General features: G+C 69.3%; 12 protein-coding genes. 8 read left to right on the top strand and 4 right to left on the bottom strand.

What is annotated here, in order from left to right:
• Nucleotides 1-816, bottom strand: an 816-nt coding sequence (locus ETD83_RS13135; RefSeq protein ID WP_138645378.1) for a DUF72 domain-containing protein, incomplete at its 3' end; no start/stop codon positions are given.
• A 153-nt stretch (nt 817-969) separates the two neighbouring features.
• Here ETD83_RS13135 and ETD83_RS13130 point away from each other — a divergent pair.
• The 5 genes from ETD83_RS13130 to ETD83_RS13110 all read left to right on the top strand — a co-directional run bounded on the left by ETD83_RS13130 (nt 970) and on the right by ETD83_RS13110 (nt 5,251).
• Nucleotides 970-2,055, top strand: coding sequence for a S1 family peptidase (locus ETD83_RS13130; protein ID WP_138645377.1), 1,086 nt, complete (start codon nt 970-972; stop codon nt 2,053-2,055).
• A 420-nt stretch (nt 2,056-2,475) separates the two neighbouring features.
• The gene (locus tag ETD83_RS13125; protein WP_138645376.1) at nt 2,476-3,327 is read left to right on the top strand and encodes an SAM-dependent methyltransferase; all 852 of its coding nucleotides are present in this window, start codon (nt 2,476-2,478) and stop codon (nt 3,325-3,327) included.
• 370 nt (nt 3,328-3,697) lie between these two features.
• Nucleotides 3,698-3,988 (top strand): hypothetical protein, encoded by a 291-nt coding sequence (locus ETD83_RS13120; RefSeq protein ID WP_205717642.1) that lies wholly within the window; start codon nt 3,698-3,700, stop codon nt 3,986-3,988.
• Between the two features lie 52 nt (nt 3,989-4,040).
• Nucleotides 4,041-4,631, top strand: coding sequence for a hypothetical protein (locus ETD83_RS13115; protein ID WP_138645375.1), 591 nt, complete (start codon nt 4,041-4,043; stop codon nt 4,629-4,631).
• Between the two features lie 167 nt (nt 4,632-4,798).
• Complete coding sequence (locus ETD83_RS13110; RefSeq protein ID WP_205717641.1) at nt 4,799-5,251, top strand: YdeI/OmpD-associated family protein; 453 nt, start codon at nt 4,799-4,801, stop codon at nt 5,249-5,251.
• Nucleotides 5,252-5,400: 149 nt separating this feature from the next.
• Here ETD83_RS13110 and ETD83_RS13105 read toward each other — a convergent pair whose 3' ends face one another.
• Nucleotides 5,401-6,666 carry an alpha/beta hydrolase family protein gene (locus ETD83_RS13105; protein ID WP_205717640.1) on the bottom strand — a complete coding sequence of 422 codons (1,266 nt, stop codon included), beginning with the start codon at nt 6,664-6,666 and terminating at the stop codon, nt 5,401-5,403.
• Nucleotides 6,667-7,224: 558 nt separating this feature from the next.
• Between ETD83_RS13105 and ETD83_RS13100 the strand changes: the two genes are divergently transcribed.
• Complete coding sequence (locus ETD83_RS13100) at nt 7,225-7,785, top strand: GNAT family N-acetyltransferase (RefSeq protein ID WP_230420872.1); 561 nt, start codon at nt 7,225-7,227, stop codon at nt 7,783-7,785.
• A gap of 45 nt (nt 7,786-7,830) precedes the next feature.
• Here ETD83_RS13100 and fxsT read toward each other — a convergent pair whose 3' ends face one another.
• Entirely contained in the window at nt 7,831-10,377 is a 2,547-nt protein-coding gene (gene fxsT / locus ETD83_RS13095; RefSeq protein ID WP_138645373.1) for an FxSxx-COOH system tetratricopeptide repeat protein, read from the bottom strand.
• Between the two features lie 352 nt (nt 10,378-10,729).
• Between fxsT and ETD83_RS13090 the strand changes: the two genes are divergently transcribed.
• Entirely contained in the window at nt 10,730-11,791 is a 1,062-nt protein-coding gene (locus ETD83_RS13090) for a phosphotriesterase family protein (protein ID WP_171064175.1), read from the top strand.
• Nucleotides 11,788-12,879, top strand: coding sequence for a phosphotriesterase family protein (locus ETD83_RS13085; RefSeq protein ID WP_230420871.1), 1,092 nt, complete (start codon nt 11,788-11,790; stop codon nt 12,877-12,879). The genes ETD83_RS13090 and ETD83_RS13085 overlap by 4 nt, the downstream gene beginning before the upstream one ends.
• A 117-nt stretch (nt 12,880-12,996) precedes the next feature.
• Here the strand turns inward: ETD83_RS13085 and ETD83_RS13080 are convergent, their stop codons facing one another.
• Complete coding sequence (locus ETD83_RS13080; RefSeq protein WP_205717639.1) at nt 12,997-13,560, bottom strand: TetR/AcrR family transcriptional regulator; 564 nt, start codon at nt 13,558-13,560, stop codon at nt 12,997-12,999.
• Nucleotides 13,561-13,563: the final 3 nt, after the last annotated feature.

The following is a 13,563-nucleotide window of genomic DNA, read 5'->3' as shown; positions in this document are numbered from 1 at the left end:
GGGTAGGGGGGCGAGTTCGGGGGCGCGGGCTCTCACCTCGTCGTGGAAGCGGCGGGCGAGGCTCAGCGCGTCCGCGTTGTCGGGTGTGTGGACGAAGAAGGTCGGCGAACGTCCCTCGCGCAGCCACTCGACGACTCTCTCGACCCAGAATCGCCATCCTTCAACGGTTTCCGCCGTGTCGTCCCGTCCGAGGTAGCGGACGATCGGACGGTCGGTCAGCGCGACAGAGCGGCGCGGAACGCGGGGCTTCTTCGTCCACGCGTCCCGTTCGGCATCGCTGGCCGGACGCCCCCGGAAGAAGACGGTGGTGTCGAACGGAACCCATTCGGCCCCGGCGCCGGCGAGAACCCTTTCAAGATTGTGCGCACACCCCGCGTCCTCGAAGAACGCGCGGTGACGCACCTCGACCGCGTACCGGTGCACCGCTGGCAGGCGGCGCAGAAATCCGGCCAGCGTTCCGAGATCGGCGGGGCCGAACGACCCCGGAAGCTGAACCCACAGCGCATGCGCTCGCGACTCAAGGGGCTCCATCGCGGTCAGGAACGTCTTGAGCTCGTCATCGAACTCGACCAGCCGCCGCTCATGCGTGATCGACTTCGGCAGCTTGAGCACGAACCGGAAGTCGGGCGCCGTCTGCTCCGCCCACGACTCCACCGTGCCGCGTGACGGCGTCGCGTAGAAGGTCGTGTTGCCCTCCACCGCGTTGCACCAGCTCGCATAGGCGCGCAACCGCTCGCCCGGAGCCAGCGGATGCGGCAGGAAACGCCCTTGCCATGGCGGATGAGCCCACATCGCGCACCCCACATGAAGCCGCATGAACCCGACGCTATCGAAATCGGCGCCTGACGGTGTCCGTGACCTGCGTCCGCTCCGGCGCTTGAACTTCGTCCGGCCGTGCGCCGTATCTCCACGCACAGACCGGACCTTGGAGGACCCATGACCCGCCGTAACGCCACGAGGAGAACTCGTATGCGCACCGTGGTCACGTGGACCGCGGTGACCGCCGGATCCGCCGGCCTCGTGGCCGGCTCGCTGTACGCGGTCCGGATGCCGGACGAGTCCGGCACCGGCCGGCAGGCCGCGCTCGCCGGACAGCAGGCATCGAACACCCAGCGGAGATCGGCCGGCGCCCTGGCCGCCAGGCTGGCCGACCGGCTCGGGACGCGCACCGCCGGCGCGTACCTCGACTCGTCCGGCCGGCCCGTCGTCACGGTCACCAACCAGTCGGACGCCGCCATGGTGCGCGCCGCCGGCGCCGTGCCGAAAGCGCTGCAGAGAAGCCCGGCGACGCTGAATCGGATCACCGCCGCCCTCCGCCAGTCGACGTCCGGCATTCCGGGCACCGGCTGGGCCGTCGACCCCGCCACGTCCAAGGTGACCGTCTGGACGGACGATTCCGTCACCGGGACGCGCATGGCCGCCGTCCGCCGGATGGCCCGGGAGGTGGGACCGGCGATCCGCATGGTCCGCATCCCGGGACGCCTCCGCACCCTCGCGCTCGGCGGCGACGCGATCTTCGGCCAGGGCACCCGCTGCTCGCTGGGCTTCAACGTCAAACGCGGCGACCAGGACTTCTTCCTCACCGCCGGACATTGCGGCAACGTCGTCCGCACCTGGACCGCTGATCAGCAGGGCGCCCAGGCCCTCGGCACCACCGTGGAGAGCAGCTTCCCGGGGGACGACTTCGCGCTCGTCCAGGCCGAGGAGGCCGGCGAGGGTGCCGTCAACCTGTACAACGGCCAGTCGCAGGACATCACCGAGGCCGGAGATGCCGTCGTCGGCCAGCCCGTCACGCGCAGCGGCAGCACCACCGGCCTCCGCAGCGGTACCGTCACCGCCACCAACGCAACGGTGAACTACCCCGAAGGCACCGTCACCGGGGCGATCCAGACGACCGTCTGCGCCGAACCGGGTGACAGCGGCGGGTCGCTGTTCAGCGGAAGCACCGCGCTGGGCCTCACTTCAGGCGGCTCAGGCGACTGCCAATCCGGCGGTGTCACCTTCTTCCAGCCGGTGACCGAGCCTCTCCAGGCTTTCGGCGCCGAAGTCAGCTGACCTCAGCGTCGAAGAGGCCGGTTCCGGCGTGTTCGGAACCGGCCTCTGAGCTGCTCCCGGACGACGAGTTCCTGAACCTGGACCTCGTCATCCATCGAAGAATCTCTCCTCACCCCGGGGTGGTCGACTCGCGACATTCCTTGTGCATCTCTCCTGGGTAGGTGCGTCAATCCGGCGACCTCAACTATGGCTGCCGAGGCCGATGGGACGGGTTCTGCCCGTGTCCCTACGGGCTACCGAATCCTCAGAAGCAATCTGCATAAGTAGTTGGCTTCCGAGCTCGTGCGGGGTTGCAGGACGGCCGTTTGGATCCGGTCGCCGCGTCGCTGACGGCGCTCCGTGCGACCTTCCCCTTCGGGGCGGTTCGCCGGTAGGCTTCCCGCGCCCGGTCGGCCTGGCTTGGACGATGTGGAGTCTGCCGTGTCCACGGATGATCGCTCGTATTCAGCGAAGTTCTCGGTTGACGTTCCGACGCCCGCGCGAATGTACAATTACGGCCTCGGTGGCAAGGACAACTACGCCGTTGATCGCGCCGCTGTCCGGGCGATTAACGCGAGGTTTCCCGAGGCTCTCGACGCGACGCGGGCCAACCGGCTCTTTCTCTATCGCGTGGTCCGATTCCTGGCCCGGGACGCCGGGATCACGCAGTTTCTGGATCTGGGCAGCGGATTGCCCACCCAGCACAACGTGCACCAGGTGGCGCAGCAGTTCTGTCCCGACGCACACGTGGTCTACGTCGACAACGACCCCATCGTCCTGACGCACGGCCGGGCCGTGCTGGCCGAGAACGAGTACACGACGGTGATCGCGCAGGACATGACCAAGCCCGACGAGGTGCTCGATCATCCTGACGTGCGGCGCCTCATCGACTTCACGCGGCCGGTCGCCGCGCTCTTCTTGTCGGTGCCTCACTCGATCCCGGACGATGAGACGGCACGGCACACCATCGGCACCATCACGGACGCGCTGGTTTCCGGCAGTTACGTCGCGCTCTCCCAGTTCGTCGGCGCCGACCAGGAGACGGCCGACGAGTTCACCGCGATCATGCACAGTGTCGGCATGACGTGGAGAAGCCGCACGCCCAGCCAGGTCAAGGCGTTCGTGAGCGGACTGGAACCCGTCGAACCAGGAATGGTCAACGTCATGGACTGGCGTCCGGATACCGCGCAGCCGCCGCTCGACCCGGTCGATCCGGCATTGCAGTCCGTGCTCGGCGCCTCGACAGAACGCGAACTCGCCAGAGAGTTCGGCGGAGTGCTCCGCAAGCCCTGACCTCCAACTTCGGCGGGGCCCTCAAGTAACCGCCCGACGGGACGTGCCGTGCGTCCGGTGAAAGGCCGAATAGGTAGGTCTACTTAGAGTTCTGCGGATTGATACCTCGCTCCCAGCAGCCCATCGTGGTGACGTCATCGCCGAATTGGCCGTGGCATCGCCCAAGCAAAGGAACAGCGAGGATGGACGGACGTTCCATCGTCGTCCTTGGCACGCCCACCAGACCGGACGGCCTGCCGTCGCTGCGGCGAGAGCGGGGCCCGACGTCGAGCCCGGCGCCCCGAGCAGCGTCTCGGCGATGCTGCGCGGCCGTCCAGACGGCGGCCGCCCAAGCGCCGGGCCGGGCGCGGAACCCGGGCACGGAACCCGGGTGCCGGACTCCGAAGAAGCGACGATGCGCAGTTTCCCCACGCTAACGGAGAATGAATCTCCTCGGATCGTGCCTACCGGGCCGTTCGATCAGGCGCTCAAGGCGGCGATCGGGGCAAGCGGCCTCAGCCTGGAAGCACTGAGCCGTCGGCTGAAAGCGCTGGGCAGCCCGGTCAGCGTGGCCTGCCTCAGCCATTGGCAACGTGGCCGCAACAGACCCGAACGCGCCGATTCTCTGAAGGCCGTCCGGGCGCTGGAAGAGATCCTGGACTGCCCCGCCATTCCCTGCTGACACTCCTGAAGTCGAAAGTCCAAACTCGGCACCACGACTTCCGCTGGACGAGTTGTGCGAACAGCCCCGGGTCAAGGTGCTGGTGGACGCCATCGGCAACAGAACCAGTGAGCAGATGGTCGGCTTGAGCCTCCACAGCCAATACCTGCTGGGCCGGAACGGGCACCTTCTCCAGACCCGGACCCGCATGGTGTTCCAGGCCCGGCGCCGCGGCGCCGACCGTTGGATCGCCGTCTACAGCCACCAACATGGCCTCCTGCCCTCGACGCGCATCGCCGAAGGATGCCGCTTCGGCCGGACGCGCACCGATGACGTCGGCGCGATCGCTACCGAACTCCTCTTCGACCATCCCCTCGCCGAGGGCAAGACCTACCTGCTGGAGTACACCTTCACCTTCGACGAATCCGGGCCGCCCATGACCGGCGACGGACGCGCATTCCGCATACCGGTGCATCAATTCCTGCTCGACATCCGGTTCCACCCCGAAGCCGTCCCGACGCGCTGCTACCGCGTGTGGCGTCCCGACGGCCGCACTCCGCTGCAAGATAGGACGCCGCTGAGATTGTCCCCTTACAACAGCATCCACTTCCTCGATTTCGGCATCGACACCGGCTACCACGGCATGCGCTGGGAATGGGACTGAACCCGATGGCCGACCCCCGAGCAGCCCAGCTGAGGGCTTGGGCTGGCTCGCCTGCGCGGGCTATGGCCGTGGGGCAGCAACGGAGCGGCGGTTCGCGTCCAGGCTGTTCTGTTGCGCCCTTGGACGGCTGTGTGCTTTCGTGACTGGGCTGATCGGGAGGGCGCACGATGGTGAAGTTCCGGACCACGATCGAACTGGGCGGCAAGACCGCGACCGGTTTCGAGGTTCCGGCCGACGTGGTCGAACAACTGGGGGCGGGCAAGAAACCGAAGGTGAAAGTGACCATCGGTGCCCATACCTACCGCAGCACGGTCGCCGTTTACGGCGACCGGTACATGCTGCCGCTGGCCGCCGAGAACAGGACGAAGGCCGGTGTAGAAGCGGGAGACGAGACAGAGGTCGCCCTCGAATTGGACACCGAGCCTCGTGTGGTCGAGGTTCCCGAGGACTTCGCGCAGGCCCTTGCCTCTGAACCGGCGGCGCAGCAGACCTGGAGCAGCCTGTCGTACAGCAACCAGCGGTATCACGTGCTGCAGATCGAGGGGGCCAAGACCGAACAGACCCGGCAGCGGCGCATCGCCAAGTCGGTGGACACGCTCAGCCAGGGCAAACAGCGCTGACCCTGACAGGCCCTGAAGCGAAACCCTCGCTCGCCGCCTCGCCGCCTCGCCGCCTCGCCGCCCCGCCTCGCCTCGCCTCGCCGTAGTGGCGATGGCAGACCGTGTTGCCGTCGGCGTGCGGCGAGCGGGGTCGTTCGCCTGAGCGCGGCTCACTTGAGCGTGGTGAACCAGCGGACGATCTGGGCGGTGCCCGCGACGTTGGAGCCGAGGTGGCGGGAACCGCCGTACACGGTGTCGCCCACGTCGATGACCGGGGCGTTGACGCCGCGCTCGCGGAGCCAGGCGGCGCAGCGGTCGGTGTTCGCGGTCGTGGCCTGCTCGTCGTCGGCGATCTTGTAGAGGCGGATCGGGACGTGCGGGGTCCAGGCGCGGCAGACCTCGGCGTCCACGCGCAAGGCATCGGCGAACGTGCCGGACGGATGGCGCAGCACCGCGAAGCCGCGTCGCGTGAGGAGCTCGCCGAGCGTGTCCGGCAGGCTTTCCAGCACGTCCGGTCCAGGGGTGGTGCCGTTGAAGAGCTTCTCGACGCGGCTCGCGTGAGGTTCGTGGAACACCTCCGACGGCGTCTCGTAGACGCCGCCGTGAATCCGGTTCCATGCGGTGAAGAGGTAGGAGACGTAGACGGCGGCGACCTCCGGAGGCACGTCGCCCTTCAGCAGGGCCTGGAGTTCGGCGCCCTCGAAGTCGTAGGCGCCGCTGATCGGGGCGACCGCGCGGATCCTGAAATGAGGGTCGGCGCCGTGTTGCAGCGCGCGGGCCAGGCCGAGGGCGGACGAGGCGCCCTGTGAGAACCCCGTGGCCAGCACGTCACCGTTCAGCAGCCGCCCGGTGCGCGGCGCGAACTGCCGCGCTGCGCGGAGCATGTCGAGGGCCGCGGAGACCTCGGACGGCACATGCTTCCAGGGATGGAGGCCCGGGCCTTCGCCGAGACCGAGGTAGTCGGGAGCGACGGCGGCGAACCCGGCGGCACCGTAGGTGACGGCCGGGCCCGGGCCCCAGACGTCGCCGGACGTCGAGGGCGCGTCCGGCTTGTAGATCTCCGTGCCATGCGTGAAGGAGACCGTGTCGAGCCTGCGGTCACCGCCGCGGGGCAGGACGAGAAGGCCGCTGGCCGTGGTGGCGCGGCCGCGGGTGTCGATCGTCCGGTAGACGAGACGGTAGGTGTCGACGCCGTGCCGGACGGACGAGTCGTCGAAGCCCTCCGACGCCAGCCACCCGCGCACCTGGTCCGCGGACATGGTTCGGAGATGGGTCGCGGAGACCAGTCGTCCGCGCGCCGCGGACTGGTGCTCGGCGGCGGGGCGGTCCGGAGGACCCACGGAGGCGAGGGTGGCCGGTGCGGCGGCCGCGCCGGTGGCGCTGATCGCCGCGGCGGCCACCAGCCCGGCGGTGAGGCGTGCTGCGATGCGTGTCATGGGCTTCAGCCTTCTGCCCGCCCGCCCGACCACGCATCCCGCCGATGAGTGATCTCGAAACCGCTACCCAGGGCCCGCACAGCACCAGTGGCCTCCGGGCCGTCCGGCGCGGCAGCCGGCTTCTGGAGGCTCAGCGGCCGCACCTGGCCGCCATTACCCGCCGGCCTTTTAGCCGGTCGTTAAGGTCAGGCTTTCAGGCGAATCCGGGCACCCGATTGCACGGGTATGGTGCTGTCCGCCGGCAACCCGTGGGCCGGACGATGTGCGCTGCGACGATCGGGGTAAATGGCTTGGCCGGGCATCCTGTTACCGCTGGGCATCGGGAGGTTTTGACATGATTTCCAATCGCGTCCGCAACCGTCTTCTGGCGGTTCGGGCCGGTTGATGACGCAGTCCGCGGGGGAGGCGAGGACTGACTCGCGGCTCATCCGGGATGGCCTTCTTCGTCTGAGATCGTCCGTAAATCACGCCTTCCCGGGCCCCGTGGATGGTTAGTCGGGACCGTATTGATCGCTTCCATCCGATGCGCGATCAATGACAAAGGTGTACTCTCTAATCGTGAGCATCGGGACACATAGCGCGACGGAGAAGGCGGATCTGTTCCTTCGCCGCGGGGAGAGAGTGGGTCTCCGCAGGGTCGCCGCCATCGATCAGAACGCCTTTGTCAAACTGGCGCGGCGGAGCGAGTCGTACTTCCGTCCCTGGATCCTGGCTCCGAAGACCGCGGACGAGTTCGACAGGTACGTCAAGCGATTCGATCGGGTGGCCGCCGACGGGTTCGTCGTCTGCCTGCTGGACACGAAGGCCATGGCAGGGTTCGTCAACATAAACGAGATCGTTCGCGGTCCGTATCAGCGCGGGGTCATCGGTTACGGGGCATTCGTGTCCGGTACCGGACACGGTTACATGACCGAAGGGCTACGGCTGCTGCTCGACTACGCCTTCACGGACCTGGGCCTGCACCGCGTTGAAGCCGACATTCAGCCGGCGAACCTCAGGTCCCGGAATCTGGTCGAGAGACTGCAGTTCCGGCAGGAAGGCTACTCGCCGAACTTCATCAAGATCAATGGGCGATGGATGGACCACGAGCGCTGGGCGATCGTCAAAGGCCAGATATGACGGCGGCTCTCGTCCGTCAAAGCTGCGCCGTACCCCGCTCGTTGGTCAAAGCAGGCGAAAAGCCCGGTAGAGCTGCATGAGTTCGTGATTCCACGCGTCCCGGCCGGCTTCCTTCCGATCGGCCGCCTCGCCGTTCCCCGTGCCCTCCCGGTCGTGGTGGACGGCGACCCGCGCGGCCATGGCCGCGGTGTCCGGGTGTTCCTCCCCGAGCACCTCGCGATAGCGCTCCAGGGTCTCGTCCTCCAGGCGCCGGGCTTCCTCCGTTTCGTCAAGCTGCCGCAGGTACAGGGCGAGACTCCGGGCCACGAGCAGCGTCTGCGGATGGTCTTCGCCGAGGGCGTGGCGGCACATGTCGAGAGTGTCCTCCGCGAGGGCTCGCGCCGCCTCCGCCTGCCCCGACTCGCTCAGGTGACCTGCCTTGATGCCGGCCGAGTTCAACGTATCGGGGTGATCGACGCCCAGCACCTCGCGGCGCCGTCCGTGGATCTCCTCGGCCATCGCCCGGGCCGTGTCGAGGTCGCCGAGGGTGTACAGGTCGATGGCGAAGTTATAGGCGACACCCAAGGTGGAGCGCGCATTCTCCCCCAAGACCTCCGTGCTGCGGCGGAACGTCTCCTCGTTTAGGGAGCACGCTCTTTCCGCGGCCCCCAGCGCATAGAGGTCCGTGGCCAGGTCGGTGGCGGCCTTGAGCGTCCGCGGGTCGTCCGGGCCCAGAACGCGGCGGCACCGGGCGAGGCAGCCCTCGTTCAGCCGCTGGGACTTCGCGTAAAGGCCGAGCCGCTGATAGACGTACGCCAGCTGCAGGCTTATCTCCAGGCATGTCTCGTGGTCCGGGCCGAGAGACCGCTGCCAGCTCGCGTAGAAATGTTCGGCGACGGGGCGCGCCGTCTGCGTCTGGCCGCTCGAGACCAGATACCGGACGACGCCGGTCGCCAGCAGACGGAGCGGATCATGGGGGCTCGTCGCTGGATCCTGGCTGAGGACGTGCGGGACGAGGACCGCCCAGTCCGGCCACGTCTCCGGCTTGTCGGTCGACTTCGGCTCGGCCGCGACGAGGAGCCCGGCGATGACCTCCCGGTACGCCGCCCGCTGCCGCCGCGTCTGGTCGCGGATGACGGCGGCGGTGAGGCGGTGCAGGCGCAGCTTGTTGCGGTCGATGCGGGCGAGACCGTACCGCGTGATGGCCTCGAAGGCCCTGCTGACCTTGAGGACGCCCGTCGGGAGCGCCTCCAGCGCGTACGCGAGACCCTCGTCCGCCGACCGCGGCGACGCGTAGAACCAGGCGGCCGGTATCGGCTCGGGCGCCAGATAGGCACAGGCCCGGATCACCGTCTCGCCGCCCGCCCTGGCCGCCGCGAGCCGTTCCAGGGCGAGCGAGGTCGCCGCCGCGAGGGACGCGGGGTACGACGTCGGCCGCCCGTGGCTGAGCACCTCCGTGGCATGGGCCTCCAAGGAGCGCTCGTAATGGGCCACGGTCACCCCGCTGGCGAGCACCCCGGCGGCCTGGACGAGTGCCAGCGGCAGATCACCGAGAATCTCGGCCAGATGCCCGGCCTCGCTCGGCGGCAGGCGGGGCACGAGGTTATGCAGCAGCCGCACGGATTCCTCGCGCGTGAACACTTCTACCGCGATACGGGTCCCCGCTTCGGCCCACGCGGAGTTCCTGGACGTGATGAGAACGTGCCCGCGCCCGCCGGGAAGATAATCGATGACCTCCGCCGGATCCTCCGCATTGTCGAAGACCAGCAGCCACCTCTCTGATTTGTGCAGCTCCGCCAAAGCGCGCTGCGCGGTGACCGTCTGATCGGTCACCGGTGCCCGCACTTCCAGCGCGGTGGCCAGCGCCGCGAGCTGGCCATTGATCAATTCGCTCTGCTCCGCGTCGATGACCCATACGGCGTCATAGTCCGCGGCGAAACGGTGCGCGTACTCGATCGCCGTCTGCGTCTTTCCGAAACCGCCTCCGCCGTGCAGGACGACCACTCCGCTGATGGACACGGTCAGGGCTTCGCGGATCTCCACGAGCAGCGCGTCCCGTCCGGCGAACGACGCGTTACGAGCGGGGACCCGCCACACCTGCGGCCCGGTGCCCGGCAGCCGCGGGCCCAGCCCGCGCGGTACGCCGCTGCGCGCGGGACCGGGGAAGACCGGGCTGCTCCCGGGGTGCCCGGGCCGCTCCACGAGCTCCAGCACACGGCGCCGGGCCTGGTCCTCTTCCAGGCCGAAGAGATCGAGCGTCGTCATCGCCCGCAACGCGGCGGGGAATCGCTCCCGGGGAAGGTTCTCGATCCGAATCGGCACCAGCCGCGCGCCGTACTCCTTGATCGCAATTGCCGACGTCCACTCGTCGGTCGTGAAACGGTCCTGCTCGAAGTAGGACGCCGAGCATAAGGCGAGCACCCGGTTCGCGGAACGCAGCGCCTGGTCCATGCGGAGCACGAAGTTCTCGCCCGGTCCCCAGTCCCAGACATCGAGTTCCACATCGTGTTCCGCCTGTTCGAGCTGCCAGCCGATCCACTCCGCCCACAGCCGGTCGGGCCCGGCGTAACTGATGAAGAATCTCTTCCGACCTGCGTCGTCGGTCGTGCTCACGCAGTCAGGATCGCGTAACAGCAGAAGTGCCGCCAGTCAGGACGCGATGAACGTCCGTATCAGGTCAGTTCACCGCCAGTGTGACACGCGGGGTTGACGCAATTCATTCGGGTCGAAACGTGGCCAATGGATCAAGCGAGTTCGGCCGAGATGCAAGTTTCATTTTGCCTCGGTATGCGTGCGCCTTGCCAGCCGGCCGCGGTTCCGGATGAGGCCACACGCGTCGCGCGACCCGATTCCGGTGTGCGTGGTACGTCAACAAGCGTGCGGTGAGACACAAGGGATCATGCGGACGGCGGTCGATACATTGACCGGCGTGGAGCCCAGTCATGACGACCCACCCGTCCGTGGGATGAGCACGCCGACCGCGACCGGACGGGTCATGACCGTCACCGGGCCGATCGATCCGCGTTCCCTCGGGCACACGGTCACCTCCGTGCACCTGGTCAGCGACCTGTACGGCCTTTCGGAAGCCGACCTGAACGGCTTGTCCGAAGCCGATCCGAACGGTCTCTCCGACGCCGGCGCGGGCGAGGCGCGAGTGACCATGGGCCTGCTCGGCGCGCTCGCCCTGGGCGCCCCGAACCGGGACGACCGGCGGCTCACGGAGGCGATCGTCCGCCCCGAACTCGCCGATTTCGCCGGGCTGGGCGGCGGCGCCGTGGTCGAGGTGACCGGCGTCGACCTCGGACGCGACCCGCGGGCGCTGGCCGATCTCGCCAGGGCGACCGGGGTCAACGTCGTGATGGGCTGCGGCGGATACTCCCCGTCCCGGACGCCGGGGCTCACCGACAGGCCGGTCGAGAGCCTCACCGCGGAGATCATCAGTGATCTCCGCGAGGGCGTGGACGGCGTCCGAGCGGGCGTGATCGGTGAGATCGAGGCGCTGGACCTCGGCCGTCCCGCCGACCGTGCCCTGGCCACGGGCGTCGCGCACGCCGCCCGGCGCACCGGAGCGCCCGTGCTCCTGGACCGCGCCGCGACGACCGCCGCCACGCACGCACTCCTCGACCTGATGGCCGAGTCCGGCGCCGACCTCGGCCGCGTCGCCATCGGCCACTGCGACGGCCTCGCGACCGACGCCGACGCCCTCGCCGGGCTCGCAGACCGCGGCGTGTTCCTGCAGTTCGACGGGCTCGGCCGCCTCCCGACCGTGAATCGCGAGGTCGACGACCAGGACGTGGCCGCCGCCGTCCTGGCCCTCGCCGGGCGCGGCCACGCAGAGCGGGTCCTGCTGTCGCCCCGCGTCGCCCGCAAGATCGATCTCAAGTCCTTCGGCGGCGGCGGGTACGGGTTCGTCACCGAGCAGTTCGTCCCCTACCTGGGGTACCTCGGGGCGGACGAAGCCCTGCTGACCGCCCTCACGGAGTCGAATCCACGCCGATGGCTGACCATGACGGAGGGCCGCGGGTGAACCTGCCGCTGACCATTCCCGACCTGCCACCGAGCATCCCCGACCTCGCCGGTCAGGTGCTCACCGTGACCGGGCCGGTCGACCCTTCGGCCCTGGGCCCGACGCTCATGCACGAGCACCTGTTCGTCGACCTTCGCCGTCCGGCCCACGCGCTCCGCCCTGGCGAGGACTCCCCGCAGGCGCGGGAACCGCTCACCCTGGCCAACCTGGCCCGCACCCGGCACGGCGCCGTCAACGCCGACAACGACGTCCTCGCCGACTTCGACGAGATGCTCGCGGAGGTGGGGGAGTTCCGGCGCGCGGGCGGCGGAACCGTCGTGGAGGTCACCAGCCTCGGCATCGGCCGCGACCCCGGCTCGCTGCGGCGGATGTCGCGGGCGAGCGGCCTCCACATCGTGATGGGCGCCGGCTGGTACACGCCGACCTTCCACCCGCCGGACCTGGGCGAACGGACCGTCGACGACCTCACCGCCGTGATCGTCCGCGACATCGTGGACGGCGCCGACGGCACGGGCGTCCGCGCCGGGATCATCGGCGAGGTCGGCGCGGAGAGCGCGCCGCTGACGCCCGGTGAGCTCAAGAGCGTCCGGGCCGCCGGACGGGCGAGCCGCGTCACCGGTGCTCCGATCACGTTCCATGTGGGCGGGGTCGGCGAAGAGAAGTTCACGGTCCTCGACATCCTGGACGAGGAGGGCGTGGACCCGTCCAACGTCGTCCTCGGCCACGCCGGAACCATGGCGGTCGACCTGCCCTTCGCGCGGCGGGTGCTCGCCCGGGGCGTCTTCATCGAGTTCGACTTCCTTGCCTCGCCGGGCAGCCCGTGGGGCCATCTCGTGCTGCTCGGCGACCACAAGGTCGCCCGCGGCATCGCCGACCTGGTCGAGGACGGGTACTCCGGCCAGATCCTGCTCGGCCACGACGTCTGCCAGAAGATCCAGCTCAAGCGCTACGGCGGCCAGGGCTACAGCTACATTCCCGACCACTTCCTGCCGGCGCTGCGCCGCCTCGGGGTCGCGGACGAGGCCGTCCACAAGATCATGGTGGACAACCCGGCCCGCGCGCTGACCTTCACCACCCCGGCCCCCTGACCTGCGCGGCCGGGACCCGGTGCTCGTCCGGACGGACGCCGGGTGCTCGGTGTCCAGATCGCCTTGCGCTACCGGCTCCCTCCGCCGTGCCGCAGGCTCCTGACCGGCGGCCGGGCGTCACCGCGGGGCGAGGCCGTCGAAGATGATCCCGAGCGTGCGGGAGCGGACGGGCTCGTCCAGGCGGAGGTGGGCGGCGGCGCGGGAGGCGCCGACGATGAGCGCGTAGACCTCGTCGAGGCGGACGTCCGTCCGGACCGCTCCGGCGTCCTGGGCTCGCCCGAGCAGGACGCCGACGGCCTCGCGCAGGTCACGCGGGCCCTGCGAGGCCCTGCCTGCGGCGTCGCCGCCCGCGTCGGCGAACGCCTCGATGATGGCGAGTTTGCCCGCGGCGTCCGCCACGAGCCGGCGGAAGAAATCGAAGAACGCCCGGCCCGGATCGGCCGCATCGGCGAGGCTGCGCGCTTCCCGGCACAGGCGGTTGAAATGCTTCACCAGCACGGCCTCCACCAGTTCCCGCTTGGTGGGGAAATGGCGGAAGACGGTGGCGATGCCGACGCCGGCGAGCCGGGCGACCTCCTCGGTGGAGGCCGCCGAGCCGCCCCTGCCGAAGACGTCCTCCGCCACCTCCAGGATCCGGGCCCGGTTGCCGCGGGCGTCGGCGCGCGTGGGTTCCATTGACATCCG

The sequence above is a fragment of the Actinomadura soli genome (assembly GCF_005889715.1).
In the GTDB taxonomy this organism is placed as follows: Bacteria; Actinomycetota; Actinomycetes; order Streptosporangiales; family Streptosporangiaceae; genus Spirillospora; species Spirillospora soli.
The sequence above is the reverse complement of the archived record's forward strand: the minus strand, read 5'-3'. Positions and strand labels throughout refer to the sequence as shown.